The sequence below is a fragment of the Thalassotalea sp. HSM 43 genome (assembly GCF_004752005.1).
In the GTDB taxonomy this organism is placed as follows: domain Bacteria; phylum Pseudomonadota; class Gammaproteobacteria; order Enterobacterales; family Alteromonadaceae; genus Thalassotalea_A.
This window is the reverse complement of sequence record NZ_CP038493.1, coordinates 1,121,894-1,138,239: the sequence shown is the minus strand read 5'-3', so window position 1 is coordinate 1,138,239 and position 16,346 is coordinate 1,121,894. Positions and strand designations below refer to the sequence as shown.

The following is a 16,346-nucleotide window of genomic DNA, read 5'->3' as shown; positions in this document are numbered from 1 at the left end:
ATTATTCTTGCTTTATAATCAGTATAATCCTAGTTACTGATTTTGCTCGAAAAATGCTGAAATAGTGGTGAACAGGCTGTTGCCCTAATAGATGGTACAGAGTATCTGTGTTCAGTGGCTTAGCAAGTATAAGATTTGTCGCCCATAAAAAAGCCCGCATCAGCGGGCTTTCAAGTAGCTTTTTTGGCTTACGCGGTTTGGCGTTTATTCGCCGTCCAAGAAGCTCTTTAATTGCTCTGAACGAGACGGGTGACGCAATTTACGAAGTGCTTTTGCTTCGATTTGACGAATACGCTCACGAGTAACGTCAAATTGCTTACCAACTTCTTCTAGCGTGTGATCGGTATTCATATCAATACCAAAACGCATTCTCAGAACCTTGGCTTCACGAGCGGTTAAACCGGCAAGAACTTCATGAGTTGCTGCTTTAAGGTTTTCCGTCGTTGCCGCATCAACTGGAAGCTCACCACTGCCGTCTTCAATAAAGTCACCTAAGTGCGAATCTTCATCGTCGCCGATAGGTGTTTCCATTGAGATTGGCTCTTTAGCTATCTTCAATACTTTGCGAATCTTGTCTTCAGGCATCATCATGCGTTCAGCAAGTTCTTCAGGGGTAGGCTCGCGGCCCATTTCCTGTAGCATTTGTCGAGAAATACGATTTAGCTTGTTGATGGTTTCAATCATATGTACCGGGATACGAATGGTACGTGCTTGGTCAGCGATTGAACGGGTGATTGCCTGACGGATCCACCACGTTGCATAAGTTGAGAACTTATAACCACGACGGTATTCAAACTTATCAACAGCCTTCATCAAACCGATGTTACCTTCCTGAATCAAATCAAGGAATTGTAGACCACGGTTGGTGTATTTTTTGGCGATTGAAATAACCAAACGTAAGTTCGCTTCAACCATCTCTTTTTTCGCTCGACGAGCTTTCGCTTCACCGATTGACATGCGACGGTTGATGTCTTTGATACTTTGCACTGAAAGGTAGGTTTCTTCTTCCAGTTGATTAAGCTTGTGAATACAACGCTCAATATCAAAATCGACCATTTTCAATTTGTCTGAGTACGGTTTACCAGCGGCAATTTCACTTTCTAACCAATCAGTCTTGGTTTCGTTACCAGGAAAGATCTTAATGAAGTGTACCTTCGGCATACCTGCGCCAACCACACAGTGTTTCATGATAAGACGTTCTTGAACACGAACACGGTCCATAACGTCACGCATGTTTTTCACTAAGCGATCGAATAATTTAGGTATTAGGCGAAACTCTTTGAATAATTCGGCGATGTCATCAATGGCTTGCATAGCATCTTTATGACCACGACCTTTTTTATCGATGATTTTATTAGCAACATCGTAAAGACGGCGTAATTCAGTGAATTTTTCGCGTGCTTCCTCAGGACAAGGACCTGTGTCCTCTTCCTCTTCATCTTCCTCATCTTCGTCTTTCTTACCGTCATTATCTTCGTCGGCAAGTTCTTCTTGAGAAAGCTCAGAACCAACGTGCGTTGCGGTAGGTGCAATTTCATCATCCGCATTCGGATCAGCAAATCCAATGATAATATCGCTTAAACGAATTTCTTCCGCTTCAAAGTTATCCCATTGCTCTAGCAAGTAATTAATTGCTGGCGGATACTCAGAAACACTTCGTTGAACTTCGCGAATACCTTCTTCGATTCGCTTGGCGATGACGATCTCACCCTTACGAGTTAGTAGTTCAACTGTACCCATCTCGCGCATATACATACGCACAGGGTCAGTCGTACGACCTATTTCACTTTCAACCGTAGCAAGTGCTTGAGCCGCGGCTTCCGCTGCGTCTTCATCGGTATTGGCTTCACTCATCATAAGTTCATCGGCATCAGGGGCGTTTTCAAACACCTGAATACCCATGTCATTGATCATGCGAATAATATCTTCGACCTGATCGGAATCTATGATGTCTTGTGGAAGGTGATCGTTTACCTCAGCGAAGGTTAAAAACCCTTGCTCCTTACCTTTAGTGATAAGTTCTTTAAGTCTAGATTGTGGGGCTTGATCCATTGACGAATGTCCACCTGTCTTGGCTATCAAAATACAAACAGTAAAGGACAAAATTATAGCAAGACGAAATAAGAAATTCCAGTTAAAGCTAGAGGCTTATTCAGCCTAGCTTTGCGCGTTGATCAGCGCTTGAAGTTCTTGTTTTTCCGACGAGTTTAATTGTCCCATACGGGCTTTTTGTAACAATAATTCGGTACGTTTTTCGACAAAACTGTTTATCAGTTTTTCCAGTATGTCGGTAAACACATGTTCTGCCGCATCGCCATCAATGTGGTGTTCCCACATCAATAACTTTGACAATATTTTTTCTTGTTCAGTTCCACGCCACATTTCAATCAACTGACTAGAGTTCATTTGTGGTTTTTGTTTGCATTGCTGCATGAGTTGTTTGAACAAGTCAATGCCGGGCATCTCGATTCGATCGAGTACGCTTAAATCATCGAGTACATTTACTAAATGGGGATGCTCAAGCAATAATGCAATAGCTAATCTCACCGGAGTTACTTTTGCGGTGGATTTTTTTGCATTTTTTGTCACATTACGGGCTTGGTTTTGATTCAATCGCTCTAATTGTTGCTGCGAGCCGGAGCCAAATTTATTGGCTAACTCATTAACAATTGAATCTTTTAACACACTGTCTGGTAGTTTTTGCAAATACGGTTGAAATGTTTCAACCAAGGATGCTTTACCTTCGAGCGAATTGATATCCACTTGCTGCATTAAATGATCGAATAAAAACTGCGATAACGGGGTTGCGGTATCAAGTAATTTCTCGAAAGCTTGCTGACCCTGTTGGCGAATCAGAGTATCTGGGTCTTCACCATCGGGAACAAAAACAAACTTCAGGCTAATGCCATCACGCACCAATGGCAGAGCATTTTCCATGGCCCGCCAAGCCGCATCGCGACCCGCTTTGTCGCCGTCGTAGCAACAGATAACTTCTTTAACGGTACGGAACATGGTTTGCAATTGCTCGGTTGAAGTCGACGTACCTAATGACGCTACCGCATACGGAATACCATGTTGCGCTAAGGCAACAACGTCCATATAGCCTTCAACCACCACCAAACGCTGCAAGTCTTTGCAATACTTCTTCGCTTCGTAAAGGCCATAGAGTTCCTGGCCTTTATGATAAATTCGGGTTTCTGGCGAGTTCAGGTATTTAGGCGTTCCATCTTGAATCACTCGACCACCAAAACCAATGACTCGGCCTCGCTTGTCTTTGATTGGGAACATTAAACGGCCACGAAATCGATCGTATGGGCGATTTTTATCGCCTTGAATCGCCATGCCTAAATCCACCAGTTGTTTTTGACTTTGACTGGCGTTACCAAACACCTTCATCATGTCGTCCCAACTGTCTGCAGAGTAGCCTATTGAAAATTGCTTGGCGACTTCACCGGTTAAGCCACGGCCTTTAAGGTATTCGATAACCATGGCAGAGTCGGCGTGCTGGCGCAGATTTTTCTGATAAAACTGGCTGATCTGACCAAGCAATTCATAATCATCTTGTTTTTGTCTGTGCGCCAGTTGCGCTTTTTTCAATTCAGCAGGGCTTTGGTGGGTTTGCTCGCGCTCAACTTCCATACCGTGAAAACCGGCAAGCTCTTCGATGGCATCGACAAACTCAAGTCTATCGTATTCCATTACAAAACTGATGGCATTACCGTGCGCACCGCAACCAAAGCAGTGATAAAACTGTTTGTCGCGAGAGACCGTAAACGATGGGCTTTTTTCGCTGTGAAATGGACAACACGCTTGATAATTCTTACCGGCTTTTTTTAATGGCACGCGCGATTCCACCAGATCGACTATGTCGGTACGAGCGAGAAGATCATCGATAAAGGAGCGTGGGATTAATCCTGCCATGTTCTGTAATTATTATCTGCTGATGTGTTATTCAGGGGAAAAGTTACTATAACAAATTCGTCTTTCAATAGACAATCGTTGTCGACACACAGTGTTGAATATTTAGTCATTAGCAAAAAAAAACCGCACCTAATAGTGCGGTTTTTTATATAAACTAATTTGACTTATGCATTCAATGCAGCACGTACCTGACCACTTACTTGGCCAAGATCAGCACGTCCTTGCATTTTCGGCTTTAACACGCCCATCACTTTACCCATGTCAGCCATTGAGGCGGCACCGGTGTCGGCAATAGCTTGTTCGATCAATGCTTTGATCTCGTCAGCCGTTAGTGCTTGTGGAAGAAACTCTTCCAAAACGACAGTTTCAGCTAGTTCGCTGGCAGCTTGTTCAGGACGACCGCCATCGGTATACATGGCTGCAGATTCTTTTCGTTGCTTAATCATTTTGGTGATCAAGGCAATGATGTCGTCGTCGGTCACGTCTTTTTGACCGTCAATTTGCGCCTGCTTAATAGCTGACAACGCCATACGTATTACGCCAAGACGAGGTTTGTCTTTAGCACGCATGGCGTTTTTCATTTCGTTGCTGAGTTGTTCAAACAAACTCATAATTTAAGCGATTATGCCTAAAGTCTTAGTATAAACGAACGCGACGAGCGTTTTCGCGAGCAACTTTCTTCGCGTGACGCTTAACTGCAGCCGCTTTTTTACGCTTACGTTCCCAAGTCGGCTTTTCGAAAGATTCGCGACGACGAACTTCAGAAAGGATACCTGCTTTTTCACATGAACGCTTAAAACGACGTAGAGCTACATCAAACGGCTCGTTTTCTCTTACTTTAATTACTGGCATTGTGCCTCTCACCTCTAGTGAATACTGTTGACCCGATATACAAATAATCGTGTCTGATTAAAAATGGTGCAGCATTTTAATCCGATCCATTCACCAATGTAAAGTCTTAAATGGTTTTTTATTGAAAAGCTGTGGTGAAAAAACTGATTGGGAGTTAAAATTGCTCCGCTTACGGCAATGTGCTGTAAAATTAATGTTAATTCTGCCAATGGAATCTTAGATTTATGCGAATTTTAGGTATCGAAACCTCATGCGATGAAACCGGTATTGCCATTTATGATGAACAGCAGGGCATTATGGCCCACAAGCTGTATTCTCAAATCGAAGTGCACGCCGATTATGGCGGGGTCGTACCAGAATTAGCATCACGTGATCATGTGCGCAAGACCATACCATTAATTAAAGAAGCATTAAAGGAAGCGGGACTATCACCAGCGGATTTAGATGGTGTTGCCTATACTGCCGGCCCGGGTTTGGTCGGTGCCTTATTGGTGGGTTGCTCAATAGGTCGCTCATTAGCCTATGGTTGGAATCTACCAGCGGTGCCGGTGCATCATATGGAAGGTCATTTATTGGCGCCTATGTTGGAAGACGATGTACCAGAGTTTCCATTTATTGCCTTATTAGTGTCTGGTGGCCACACCATGTTGGTTCGTGTCGACGGTATTGGCCAATATGAAATGTTAGGTGAGTCGGTTGATGATGCGGCAGGTGAAGCATTCGACAAAACCGCTAAGTTACTTGGTCTTGATTACCCAGGTGGTCCGGTATTAGCAAAAATGGCGGAAGCTGGTCAGCAAGGTCGTTATAAGTTTCCGCGACCGATGACAGACCGACCGGGTCTTGATTTTAGTTTCTCTGGCTTAAAAACCTTTGCCGCAAATACCATTCGCGATAATGACAGCAGCGATCAAACCAAAGCAGATATTGCGTATGCCTTCCAAGAAGCGGTTGTCGATACCTTAGCGATCAAATGCAAACGTGCATTACAACAATGTGGTTTAAATCGATTGGTTATCGCCGGTGGCGTAAGTGCGAATACGTCGTTACGTGAAAAGCTGGCGGCGACCATGCAAAAGTTGAATGGCAAGGTCTATTATCCTCGTCCAGAGTTTTGTACTGATAATGGTGCGATGATCGCCTTTGCTGGTATGCAACGTCTTAAGTCTGGTGTCAGCGCTGATTTAACGTTTAAAGCTAACCCGCGCTGGCCTTTAGATACATTGCCACCAGTCTAGTTAAGCGTGGCAACATTTTAGACTTTGTCTTCTTTGCCTTTTATTAGGCGCATGATGTTGTCACGGTGTCTGAATATGATCAGCACCGACAACATAGTTACCGAATTGGTATACAGCGGTTTTATAATAAAGGTATATAGTGGCGCTAATGATACGGTGACAATTGCCGCTAAAGACGAGTAGCGACTGAATTTGACGATCAAACCCCAAGTGATGATCAGCGCAAATGCCATTATCCAGCTAATCGGCGCTAACGCACCAAAGGCGGTCGCCACGGCTTTGCCACCTTTGAAATTAAAAAATATTGGATACATATGGCCAAGGCAGGCAGCGATGGCGATAAAACCAAGATGTAATGGCTCGACCCCGAGTTTATAAGCACCCCACACCGGAACCATTCCCTTTAACACATCAAACAGCAATACCGCTGCCGCGGTTGCCTTATTACTCATGCGCAATACATTCGTCGCGCCCGGGTTATTAGAGCCTTGGGTTCTTGGGTCGGGTAAGCCTCGTAAGCGGCATATTAATACGGCACTGGAAATGGAGCCGAATAAATAGGCGACAATAACAATGCAAATTGTCATAAACAACGGACTGTCTCCTATTTTGAATTGTGATTATCTTTGTTTGTTTTTTAAACAAAGCGTTTATTGTGCCATTCTAACAACACAATGAGTGGTGTTTCCATATAACATTAGGGTAAAATTGTGTTTTTGGTAATAAGAGTGCTAAGTCAGCATGGATATCGTCTTTATTGAAGGTCTGAAAATAGACACTACTATTGGCTATTATGATTGGGAAAAAACCATCAAACAGCCGCTAATCTTTGATCTGCAAATGGGCTGTGACATTCGTGCTGCGGCGTCTGGTGATGAGCTGGCGAAAACCCTTGATTATGCGCAAATCTCCAATGAAATTGAAACCTTTGCCAATGCTAAAGTTGTTGATTTATTAGAAACTTTGGCTGAAAACCTAAGTCAGCATTTAATGCAAGCCTATCAAATAAAATGGCTCAAATTAAAAATTAATAAGCCTGATGCGGTTGCCAATGCCAGCGGTGTTGGCGTCATTATTGAAAGAGGCAGTAAAGCTTAATGGCTCAGGTTTATATTTCAATTGGCAGCAATATTGATCGCGAAAACCAAATTATTTTGGCGGCTCGTGCTTTATATAGTGAATTTGATAATGTGCTGTTGTCATCGGTATATGAATGCGAACCCGTAGGCTTTAGCGGTGAAAATTTTTATAATTTGGTCGCCAAAGTTGAAACCTCAAAGTCACCCGAGTACATAGGTGCGCTGTTAAAGTCGTTGGAAAAGCAGCATGGTCGAGTTGATTTCTCGAAGAAATTTAGCCCGCGTAAGATGGATTTAGATATTTTATTGTATGATGACTTAGTGATGGATGAACCGGTGCAATTGCCCCGTGATGAGATCCCGTTAAACGCCTATGTTTTGCAACCACTGGCTGAGTTAGCGCCAGATGATATTCACCCGGTATTGCAAAAAAGCTATCAACAAATTTGGCAAGAGTACGATAAAAGCCTACAGTATCTAACGCGCGTAGAATTTACATGGCCTGAATTTCGCTAGCCATGAAACATTAGCCTCTTAAATGAAGGCAAAGCGGCGATAAAATAATAACAAAGGAACGCTCTTCTTAGCATGTCTACTATTGAAACCATTATCTTGGCATTGATTCAGGGACTCACCGAGTTTTTGCCAATCTCCAGCTCCGCTCATCTTATTTTACCGTCACAACTGTTAGGCTGGGTTGACCAAGGCTTAGCGTTTGATGTCGCAGTTCATGTCGGCACCTTGTTGGCTGTGGTGCTGTATTTTCGCAAAGAAGTGGGCAGCATGCTGTTTGCCTGGACCGATAGCGTTGTTCATAAAAAACACAGTTTTGATGCGACATTAGCCTGGTGGATTATCTTTGCCACCATTCCTGCCGGGTTGTTTGGTTTATTCGGTAAAGACTTTATTGAAGAGAATTTGCGCAGTGCCGCCGTGATTGCCTTTACCACGATTGTCTTTGGTTTATTGCTGGGCTTTGTCGATATCAAAGGCAAGCAAAACAAACAAATCGAACACTTAGGTTTTAAAGGGGCAATGTTGGTTGGCTTAGCACAAGCCACGGCATTGATTCCAGGTACCTCGCGCTCAGGCATCACCATGACTATGGGTATGATGCTTGGCTTAACACGAGATGCCGCTGCCCGTTTTTCGTTTTTATTATCCATTCCTGCCATTGCCATGGCTGGCAGTTATTTGACTTTAAAGCTGATCCTTGAAGCGAACGGGGTTGATTGGCAAGCCATAGCCCTTGGTGCGACAGTGGCGTTTGTTAGCGCGTATGCCTGCATCCATTATTTTCTGATCCTGCTCGACAAGTTGGGCATGATGCCGTTTGTTATCTACCGCCTAATACTCGGCGCTTTTTTACTTTGGTTTATTGTGTAGAGCTAAGAGCTATAAAAGCGAAGAGCTAAGAGCTAAGGGCTAAGTGCGATAAGGGCAAAAGCAAAAAATTATCCGTGTACTGGTTCGGACAGCAAACCTTGAGATTGCAGCGTTGGAATGTCAATTTTAGGACATCGGTCGACTATCATGTCGATACCATATTGCTGCGCTAATGCTTGTGCGTCGGCATCTACAACGCCCAATTGTGTCCATATTATTCCGATAGCTAAGGTATGACACTGTTCAACAATCTCGGCTAAATATTTAGGCAATCTAAACACATCCACCATATCGATAGGCTCACTAATGTTGGCAACAACGTCAGCAAGAGAGGCGAATACCATCTCATTGTGCAAGGTTTGCCCTGCCAATTGTGGGTTAACCGGTAAGACTCGGTAGCCTTGTTGTTGCAAGTAGGCCATCACGCGATGACTGGCACGTTGCGGTTTGTCGCTGGCGCCGAGTAAAGCGATGGTTTTTACTTGCTTAAGAGTATCAATAATATCCTGCATAGTGCTTTCGCTTGTTTCGCTAATATATTAGTTAACGCCTTTATTTTAGTTGGCTAATTTAACGGTACGCTGCAGTTAGTTTAGAACATGCCTGGCTTTTACGGACGTAACTGCTGCACGAGTTCTAATCTTTTATTATAAATGGCCTGTTTGATTGCCAATCCTTGCAAGCCTTGGGCTACAAACTCTTTTGCGTTTACCGTCAAACAGGTTTGCATCACATGCCTTAAGTAATCCGCTTGTGGGTAGGCTGAGTCTTCGAGCCCTGTGCGGCCTCGAGCATCGGCTTCACATGCCAATAAAAACCACTCAAATTGCTCTTTTTTACGCCAAGCATCGAGTTTATCAAACAGGCTTAGTATGGTGCTGGGTTTGAGCTCAAGCGCTCGATGACAATGCAAGTGAAACTCACACACTTTCAGGCTTAATTCTCTAATCTGATTCGGTACTCGAAACGCCTCACACACCTGTTCGACCAATGGTAGACCTGCCTTTTCGTGGCCGCGATGGCTTGGCCAGTGTTTTTTGGCTGTCAGTCCTTTGCCCAAATCGTGACATAAGCTGGCAAATCGCACCGCTAAGTCATCACTTAAGCGCACTGTTTGTTGCAATACCATTAGTGTATGTACGCCAGAATCAATTTCTGGGTGATGCGCTGGTGGGTTCGGCACGCCCCATAGCGCATCCAAACTAGGCCAAATAACTTTTAAGGCACCGCAATCACGCAACACTTGAATAAAAACATCAGGATCGTGTTCCAGTAGCGCTCGAGACATTTCTTTCCAGACTCTGTCCGCCGTTAAATGATTTAATTCGCCAGACTCTGCCATTTGTTGCATTAGGGCGTTGGTTTCGTCAGCCACCCTAAAGCCCAAATGATGATAGCGGGCAGCAAAACGAGCAACCCGTAGCACCCGTAAAGGGTCTTCGGCAAAGGCCGAGGAGACATGACGCAGTAATTTTTTTGCTAAATCTTGTTGGCCACCATACGGGTCAAAAATTTGCCCTTGTTGGTTTTGTGCCATGGCATTGATGGTGAGATCGCGACGGATCAAGTCTTGCTCAAGTGTGACATCGGGTTCGGCATAACAGGTAAAGCCGGTATAGCCTTTACCTTGCTTGCGCTCGGTGCGTGCTAGCGCGTACTCATCTTTGCTTATTGGGTGGAGAAAAACCGGGAAGTCTTTGCCGACTTGTTTAAAGCCAAGTTGCAACATGGTCTCGCGACTGACACCGACCACTAGGTAATCGTGTTCATGTACATCACGGCCGAGTAGCGTATCGCGCACTGCGCCGCCAACCAGAAAGGTATTTTCAGCAATGGCATCCAGATTTGCTGTCATGGGAGTAAAATGGCACTAATTTGTTGATTGTTTGTAAGTGTATCGCACTTTTCACCAGCAAAATAGCGGCAAATTTTGACTTATCAGTGATGTTTGGTTAGCGTTTGAGGTAATCGACATTAAAAATAACATCATGAATCAAAATTATCTGCAATATTTCGGTCTGAGCGAAGCGCCTTTCTCCATCGCTCCTAACCCTGACTACCTGTATATGAGCCCTCGCCATAAAGAGGCTTTGGCACATCTGACCTATGGGTTTGGCGAAGCTGGTGGCTTTGTTATGTTAACGGGAGAGGTAGGTACCGGTAAAACCACGGTATCAAAACGCTTGCTGAGCCAATTACCGGCGAATACACAAGCGGCGTTTATCCTAAACCCAACGTTGTCCGCATATGAATTATTGGCGACCGTCTGTGACGAGTTATCGATTAAGTACAATGATGGCGCAACACTCAAACATCTTACCGATGCGATATTGAATCATCTATTGGAAAACCATCAACATGGTCGCAATACACTGTTGGTGATTGATGAAGCCCAGCACCTTGAGCCTCAGGTATTGGAGCAACTGCGTTTACTGACCAACCTTGAAACTCATACCAAAAAGCTACTGCAGGTTATTTTAATTGGTCAGCCTGAATTACAAGAATTACTAAAACGTAAAGATTTACGTCAATTGGCACAGCGCATTACCGCTCGTTATCATCTACTGCCATTAAGTTTTAATGAAACCCAGCAATATATAGAGCATCGATTGACGATTGCCGGCAGTAACCGACCGATATTCGATAAATCGGCGGTTAAATTGATTCAGAAAATATCAGGTGGTGTACCTAGGCTGATAAATGTATTGTGTGATCGCTCATTACTTGGCGCTTACGCAGAACATCAAACCCATGTTGATAAACGCTTAATTGGCGCTGCTGCCAAAGAAGCACTCAATATGGATACAAAAAAATTTAGCCCATGGCAAACACCTTGGGCCAAGGCGGCTATGTTTAGTGCCTTCGTGTTGATACCGGCAGCAATTGGTGCGGTCATAGGTGAGCAACAACTTAACAGCGAAAAGCAGTTGTTTGCGGTCAGTGAACAACGCCTTAAGGCGTTTAATGATGAGCAACTGAATCAACAGCGCAGTCATATCAGTAATACCCTGATAAACAGCAGTCGCGAGTTGAATACGGCGTTTACCGAATTATATCGTCAATGGCATATCGATTATGTGGCGAGTGATAAGAACGTCTGTGCAGCCGCGCAACAATTTAATTTACAGTGTCATTGGTTTAACGGCAGTTTTGACACTTTATTGGCGTTAGGCCATAAGTCGATCATTGCCTTTTACGATGAAAACGGTGCGCCTTTTTATGGGGTCGTTGATGGCAAAGCCAAGACCGGCAGTGATGATGTATTAAACGTTAATTTTGCTGGTAACACGGTATTACTTAATAAAAATTTTGTTGCCCGTCGCTACAATCAACAAGCGGTGTTGTTATGGCAACCGCCAGCAGAGTATGTCGACAACCTCAGTGAGGATGTCAGCCCATCATTATTGTTATGGAGTGAGCAACAATTGGCGAAAGCGCAGGGTCGACCGGTTCGTCAACTCAATAAACAAGATGCATTGTTTAGCAACCAACTGGCACAGTTCAAACGCATCAAGAGTGGCGAGACATTAACCGACATTGAAACGGCAATTGCGTTAAGTAGTTTTCAATATCAATTGCCAACTTCGATTGACGCGCAAGACGCGGCGAATGTTGTTGATGATTCAAGCGCACAAGTAGAGGGAGAATAGGTCATGTCATTTATTTTATCCTCATTACAAAAAAACGATAACCAAGCCGACAATAAGCAAGATACAGTGCCATCGCTGGCAGCGGATGACTTGCAGCAAGAGTTGCAGCAACCTGGGCAAGCAACGGCAGTAGACAGCGACGGTGTCAACTGGCAAACACCACTGTTTGTGATGCTGACTATTGTGTTAAGTGGGGCGCTCGGTTATTTCTTTATGGGCGGTATGCAAGCCTATCAATTAACGCAACAACGCCAATTATTAGAGCAACAACTTAGTCAAACAACAACGGCTGAGCCCGAAGAGTTGATTAGCCTTAATGTTAATGAACCAATGCACGCACATTTTATTGATGGCGCGGCGTTTAATCAGCAAATGCGTGAGCAACGACTTGCCAATGTTGAACAAAAACGAACTGAACAAGCATTATTGGCAAAACAGCAAAGCGATCGCATTGCCGCGGAAAAACAAGCGCAAAATCAGCAATTGCAGCAGCAAATCAAATCTTTATTAGCTCTGCAAGACAAACAAAACCAACAAGCGCAAGAGGCAAACAGTAATCGTGCTGAGCCTGAACCTGTAGTTGAGGAGCCAAAGTTCTCGCTAAATACCGATGAGTTGCAAGGTGTTGACCCTAAATTATTGGCTGCGGTCGAGAATGCGTTGAATGAGACGATGACAGCGGAGAGTGGTGCAGAGCCGGTCGCCGAACAAAAGCCGGTGGAACGCGTTAAACCATTGGGGCAAATGCCTAGTTGGCTGCATAATGAATTACCGGAACTGGTGTTTTCATTGCATATGTATACCTCAGATTCTGCCACCAGCTGGGTTCGTCTCAACGATAAAGACTATTATACCGGTAATATTACTCAAGAAGGCATCACCATCGAGCGTATCGAGCCACAATTGGTGATCATGCAGTACAAAGGCATGCGCTTTAGTATGCAGGCGCTATCGTCATGGTAGGGCTCTAGGGCTCTGCTAGATAGGGTGTCTAAGCATACGTCTAGGCAAATTGTCATTACCGCCACGGTGCCTAGGTAAAGACATGAAAATAAAAAAGAGAGCGTATAAGCTCTCTTTTTTTGTTTCGGATTATGGTTTGAACATTAAGCTATTGCCAAGCGGGTAGCGCTTCTTCATAGGCTTTGATCTTGTCTTTCTTTTGTAAAGTCCAACCAACCGCGTCAATACCGTTTTGTAGGCAATAGCGTTGAAATTCAGTCAAGCTAAACGGGTATTGGTTGTTGCCGTGTTTTACCGTCATGCTGGTTAAATCAACGGTCAATTGCAGTTCAGATTGGTGATAGTCAGCAAATAAGCTATCTATAACATCAGCGGCTAACACAACAGGGACCATACCAATGTTGATGCAGTTGCCAAAAAAGATGTCGGCAAAGCTCGGCGCTATAACAGCTTTGAAGCCGAACTCTTGAATCGCCCATGGCGCATGCTCACGAGATGAGCCACAACCAAAGTTTTCCCGTGCCAATAACACGCTGGCGCCGGTACTTTCCGGTTTGTTTAAGACAAAATCTGGGTTCGGCTCGGTACCATGGTAATCAAGATAGCGCCAGTCATGGAACAAATGTTCGGCGAAACCAGTGCGTGTCGTTTTTTGCAAAAACTGTTTTGGAATGATTTGGTCGGTGTCAATATTGGCACGATCCAATGCAACAACCTTACCGGTATGACTTGTAAACTTATCCATTGTTAACTCCTAAACACTGACTTCTGTAAAATGACCGGCAACAGCAGCCGCTGCAGCCATCGCTGGGCTAACAAGATGGGTGCGAGCACCACGTCCTTGACGACCTTCAAAGTTACGGTTGCTGGTTGAAGCACAACGATCACCTTCGCTTAGTTTGTCATCGTTCATACCCAAACACATCGAGCAACCTGGCAAGCGCCATTCAAAACCCGCGGCAGTGAATATTTGCGCCAGTCCTTCTTGCTCTGCTTGTTGCTTAACTCGATAAGAGCCTGGTACGACAATGGCGGTGACACCGCTGGCGACTTGTTTTCCGGCAATAACTTTGGCGGCAATTCGCAAATCTTCAATGCGAGAGTTAGTACATGAGCCAATAAAGACGTTATTAACACTGATGTCGCTGATTTTTGTGCCTGGCGTTAAATCCATATAGCTTAATGCGTTAACACAAGATTCACGCTCAACCGGATCGCTAAATTGCTCCGGTGCTGGCACTACATCATCAATCGCTGCAACTTGGCCAGGGTTTGTGCCCCAGGTAACTTGCGGCTTAATGCTGGCAGCATCGATTGTGACAACATGATCAAATGTTGCATCGGCATCGGTTTTCAATGTTTGCCAATCATTAACCGCTTCCAACCAAACACCGCCTTTCGGGGCAAATTCTTTATCACATAAGTAATCAAAGGTGGTTTGGTCAGGGGCTATTAAGCCCGCTTTGGCGCCAAATTCGATACTCATATTACATACCGTCATGCGCTCTTCCATGGTTAAATCACGAATCGCCTTGCCGGTATATTCCACCACATAGCCTGTTGCACCAGCGTGACCAACTGCGCCAATAATCGCTAAGATAATATCCTTGGCGGTAATACCGTGTTGAACGTCACCGGTAACGTGGATGTTCATGGTTTTGGCTTTGTTTTGACGCAAGGTTTGTGTTGCTAAAACATGCTCAACTTCCGAGGTACCGATACCAAATGCTAATGCACCGAATGCGCCATGAGTCGCGGTATGCGAATCACCACATACGATTACTTGGCCTGGCAACGTTAGGCCAAGCTCAGGACCAATAACATGAACGATACCTTGGTTCTTGTGACCCATACCATAGAGCTCGATGCCAAATTCTTGACAGTTTTTCTCAAGCGTCTTTAACTGGTTTGCAGCATTTTCACCGGCGGCATCAATGTCACAGCTTTTCGTGGAAATGTTGTGATCCATGGTCGCAATGGTTCGCGCCGGACTGTGCACAGGGCGATTATGAAACGCTAAGTTTGCAAACGCTTGCGGTGAGGTAACTTCGTGTACCAAATGACGGTCGACAAAAATTAGCGGTGTTTCGCCTTGAACAGCTTCAATTAAGTGACGCTGCCATAACTTTTCATACAAGGTGGTAGCCATGATGTTGTATAACTCCTTTACGACTATATATTAGCGGCAATAAAATCGCCGATTTCGGCTGTTGTTTTAGCGTTGCTGCGATATTCGCTGGCCAGTAAGTCGGCGCTTAACATGCCTTCGTTTAAGGCTTTGGCAACGGCACTTTCTACGGCATCGGCAGCGTCAGGTTGATTTAGGCTGAAACGTAACATCAACGCCGCTGATAATATTTGTGCGATTGGGTTGGCAACCCCTTGACCGGCAATATCCGGTGCTGAACCGCCTGCAGGTTCGTACATGCCAAAGTTATCTTGATTTAAGCTCGCCGACGGTAGCATACCCATTGAGCCGGTGATCATGGCGCAGATATCCGACAAGATATCGCCAAATAGGTTAGGGCATAACATCACATCAAATTGTTCTGGATCTCGCACAAGTTGCATCGCCGCATTATCAACGTACATATGCTCTAATTGCACATTCGGGTATTCGCTGGCGACTTCCTCAACCACTTGACGCCATAATTGGCTGGTGGCCAAAACATTGGCTTTGTCTACGGATGTGACTTTGTTGTCACGTTTGCTGGCGGCGTCAAACGCTAAATGGGCAATGCGTTTAATTTCGCGACGAGAATACAACATGGTATCAAAACCGGTTTCGTCGTCACCGCTGCCTTTACGACCTTTAGGCTCGCCAAAATAGATATCGCCGGTTAATTCGCGTATCACTAACACATCAAAACCCGGTGCGGAAATATCACCACGTAGAGTCGATAAAGACGCCAGTGCCGGTTGCAATGTCGCAGGGCGCATATTACAAAATAAGTCAAAATGCCCACGCAGCCCCAATAACGCACAACGCTCTGGTTGTTCGGTCGGAGGAAGGCTCGCCCATTTAGGTCCACCGACACTGCCAAATAAGATGGCATCGGCTTGCTCACAACCTTGCAATGTTTGTTCAGGTAGCGCGTTGCCATGCAAGTCGATGGCGGCACCACCGACATCAAAATCTTCCATTTCCAGGTTCAATTGAAAACGACTGGCGACTGCATCGAGTACCTTTTTGGCTTCTACCATGACCTCTGGGCCAATACCATCTCCTGCCAATACTGCTATTTTTGCCATTTCAA

16 protein-coding genes are annotated in these 16,346 nt (G+C 44.8%); 6 read left to right on the top strand and 10 right to left on the bottom strand.

Annotated elements, in window-relative coordinates:
• Positions 1-204 precede the first annotated feature (204 nt).
• The 4 genes from rpoD to rpsU form a co-directional block, all read right to left on the bottom strand.
• Complete coding sequence (rpoD, locus tag E2K93_RS04710) at positions 205-2,052, bottom strand: RNA polymerase sigma factor RpoD (protein ID WP_135437989.1); 1,848 nt, start codon at positions 2,050-2,052, stop codon at positions 205-207.
• Between the two features lie 105 nt (positions 2,053-2,157).
• Positions 2,158-3,921: a DNA primase gene (dnaG, locus tag E2K93_RS04705; protein WP_135437988.1), complete on the bottom strand. Its 1,764-nt coding sequence runs from the start codon at positions 3,919-3,921 to the stop codon at positions 2,158-2,160.
• A 164-nt stretch (positions 3,922-4,085) separates the two neighbouring features.
• Positions 4,086-4,532 (bottom strand): GatB/YqeY domain-containing protein, encoded by a 447-nt coding sequence (locus E2K93_RS04700; RefSeq protein WP_135437987.1) that lies wholly within the window; start codon positions 4,530-4,532, stop codon positions 4,086-4,088.
• Between the two features lie 25 nt (positions 4,533-4,557).
• Positions 4,558-4,773: a 30S ribosomal protein S21 gene (gene rpsU / locus E2K93_RS04695; RefSeq protein ID WP_135437986.1), complete on the bottom strand. Its 216-nt coding sequence runs from the start codon at positions 4,771-4,773 to the stop codon at positions 4,558-4,560.
• Between the two features lie 224 nt (positions 4,774-4,997).
• Between rpsU and tsaD the strand changes: the two genes are divergently transcribed.
• Positions 4,998-6,011: a tRNA (adenosine(37)-N6)-threonylcarbamoyltransferase complex transferase subunit TsaD gene (gene tsaD, locus E2K93_RS04690; RefSeq protein WP_135437985.1), complete on the top strand. Its 1,014-nt coding sequence runs from the start codon at positions 4,998-5,000 to the stop codon at positions 6,009-6,011.
• 17 nt (positions 6,012-6,028) lie between these two features.
• On the opposite strand, the gene plsY is transcribed toward tsaD, so the two are convergent.
• Positions 6,029-6,598, bottom strand: coding sequence for a glycerol-3-phosphate 1-O-acyltransferase PlsY (plsY, locus tag E2K93_RS04685; RefSeq protein ID WP_135437984.1), 570 nt, complete (start codon positions 6,596-6,598; stop codon positions 6,029-6,031).
• Positions 6,599-6,752: 154 nt separating this feature from the next.
• On the opposite strand from plsY, the gene folB reads away from it, so the two are divergent.
• The 3 genes from folB (at position 6,753) to E2K93_RS04670 (ending at position 8,476) form a co-directional block, all read left to right on the top strand.
• Positions 6,753-7,109, top strand: coding sequence for a dihydroneopterin aldolase (gene folB, locus E2K93_RS04680; protein WP_135437983.1), 357 nt, complete (start codon positions 6,753-6,755; stop codon positions 7,107-7,109).
• Complete coding sequence (folK, locus tag E2K93_RS04675) at positions 7,109-7,606, top strand: 2-amino-4-hydroxy-6-hydroxymethyldihydropteridine diphosphokinase (RefSeq protein WP_135437982.1); 498 nt, start codon at positions 7,109-7,111, stop codon at positions 7,604-7,606. The genes folB and folK overlap by 1 nt, the downstream gene beginning before the upstream one ends.
• A gap of 72 nt (positions 7,607-7,678) precedes the next feature.
• Positions 7,679-8,476 (top strand): undecaprenyl-diphosphate phosphatase, encoded by a 798-nt coding sequence (locus E2K93_RS04670; protein ID WP_135437981.1) that lies wholly within the window; start codon positions 7,679-7,681, stop codon positions 8,474-8,476.
• 68 nt (positions 8,477-8,544) lie between these two features.
• On the opposite strand, the gene E2K93_RS04665 is transcribed toward E2K93_RS04670, so the two are convergent.
• Both E2K93_RS04665 and E2K93_RS04660 read right to left on the bottom strand, forming a co-directional pair.
• On the bottom strand, positions 8,545-8,988 hold the full coding sequence (locus E2K93_RS04665; protein ID WP_135437980.1) for a CoA-binding protein: 444 nt from the start codon (positions 8,986-8,988) through the stop codon (positions 8,545-8,547).
• Between the two features lie 98 nt (positions 8,989-9,086).
• Positions 9,087-10,331, bottom strand: coding sequence for a multifunctional CCA addition/repair protein (locus tag E2K93_RS04660; RefSeq protein ID WP_135437979.1), 1,245 nt, complete (start codon positions 10,329-10,331; stop codon positions 9,087-9,089).
• 133 nt (positions 10,332-10,464) lie between these two features.
• On the opposite strand from E2K93_RS04660, the gene E2K93_RS04655 reads away from it, so the two are divergent.
• Together E2K93_RS04655 and E2K93_RS04650 are read left to right on the top strand one after the other, a co-directional pair.
• Positions 10,465-12,126 (top strand): ExeA family protein, encoded by a 1,662-nt coding sequence (locus E2K93_RS04655; RefSeq protein WP_135437978.1) that lies wholly within the window; start codon positions 10,465-10,467, stop codon positions 12,124-12,126.
• Positions 12,127-12,129: 3 nt separating this feature from the next.
• Positions 12,130-13,089, top strand: coding sequence for a general secretion pathway protein GspB (locus E2K93_RS04650; RefSeq protein WP_135437977.1), 960 nt, complete (start codon positions 12,130-12,132; stop codon positions 13,087-13,089).
• 148 nt (positions 13,090-13,237) lie between these two features.
• On the opposite strand, the gene leuD is transcribed toward E2K93_RS04650, so the two are convergent.
• From leuD to leuB, 3 genes are read right to left on the bottom strand one after another with little or no spacing between them, the layout of a single operon-like run.
• Complete coding sequence (gene leuD / locus E2K93_RS04645) at positions 13,238-13,834, bottom strand: 3-isopropylmalate dehydratase small subunit (protein WP_135437976.1); 597 nt, start codon at positions 13,832-13,834, stop codon at positions 13,238-13,240.
• Positions 13,835-13,843: 9 nt separating this feature from the next.
• Entirely contained in the window at positions 13,844-15,238 is a 1,395-nt protein-coding gene (leuC, locus tag E2K93_RS04640) for a 3-isopropylmalate dehydratase large subunit (RefSeq protein ID WP_189637850.1), read from the bottom strand.
• 23 nt (positions 15,239-15,261) lie between these two features.
• Positions 15,262-16,341, bottom strand: a complete 1,080-nt coding sequence (gene leuB, locus E2K93_RS04635) for a 3-isopropylmalate dehydrogenase (protein WP_135437974.1) — start codon at positions 16,339-16,341, stop codon at positions 15,262-15,264.
• Positions 16,342-16,346 lie beyond the last annotated feature (5 nt).

Bases quoted from the DNA above. Each gene is read 5' to 3' on its own strand.
- rpoD (WP_135437989.1), bottom strand. From the start codon at position 2,052: ATGGATCAAGCCCCACAATCTAGACTTAAAGAACTTATCACTAAAGGT.
- dnaG (WP_135437988.1), bottom strand. From the start codon at position 3,921: ATGGCAGGATTAATCCCACGCTCCTTTATCGATGATCTTCTCGCTCGT.
- E2K93_RS04700 (WP_135437987.1), bottom strand. From the start codon at position 4,532: ATGAGTTTGTTTGAACAACTCAGCAACGAAATGAAAAACGCCATGCGT.
- rpsU (WP_135437986.1), bottom strand. From the start codon at position 4,773: ATGCCAGTAATTAAAGTAAGAGAAAACGAGCCGTTTGATGTAGCTCTA.
- tsaD (WP_135437985.1), top strand. From the start codon at position 4,998: ATGCGAATTTTAGGTATCGAAACCTCATGCGATGAAACCGGTATTGCC.
- plsY (WP_135437984.1), bottom strand. From the start codon at position 6,598: ATGACAATTTGCATTGTTATTGTCGCCTATTTATTCGGCTCCATTTCC.
- folB (WP_135437983.1), top strand. From the start codon at position 6,753: ATGGATATCGTCTTTATTGAAGGTCTGAAAATAGACACTACTATTGGC.
- folK (WP_135437982.1), top strand. From the start codon at position 7,109: ATGGCTCAGGTTTATATTTCAATTGGCAGCAATATTGATCGCGAAAAC.
- E2K93_RS04670 (WP_135437981.1), top strand. From the start codon at position 7,679: ATGTCTACTATTGAAACCATTATCTTGGCATTGATTCAGGGACTCACC.
- E2K93_RS04665 (WP_135437980.1), bottom strand. From the start codon at position 8,988: ATGCAGGATATTATTGATACTCTTAAGCAAGTAAAAACCATCGCTTTA.
- E2K93_RS04660 (WP_135437979.1), bottom strand. From the start codon at position 10,331: ATGACAGCAAATCTGGATGCCATTGCTGAAAATACCTTTCTGGTTGGC.
- E2K93_RS04655 (WP_135437978.1), top strand. From the start codon at position 10,465: ATGAATCAAAATTATCTGCAATATTTCGGTCTGAGCGAAGCGCCTTTC.
- E2K93_RS04650 (WP_135437977.1), top strand. From the start codon at position 12,130: ATGTCATTTATTTTATCCTCATTACAAAAAAACGATAACCAAGCCGAC.
- leuD (WP_135437976.1), bottom strand. From the start codon at position 13,834: ATGGATAAGTTTACAAGTCATACCGGTAAGGTTGTTGCATTGGATCGT.
- leuC (WP_189637850.1), bottom strand. From the start codon at position 15,238: ATGGCTACCACCTTGTATGAAAAGTTATGGCAGCGTCACTTAATTGAA.
- leuB (WP_135437974.1), bottom strand. From the start codon at position 16,341: ATGGCAAAAATAGCAGTATTGGCAGGAGATGGTATTGGCCCAGAGGTC.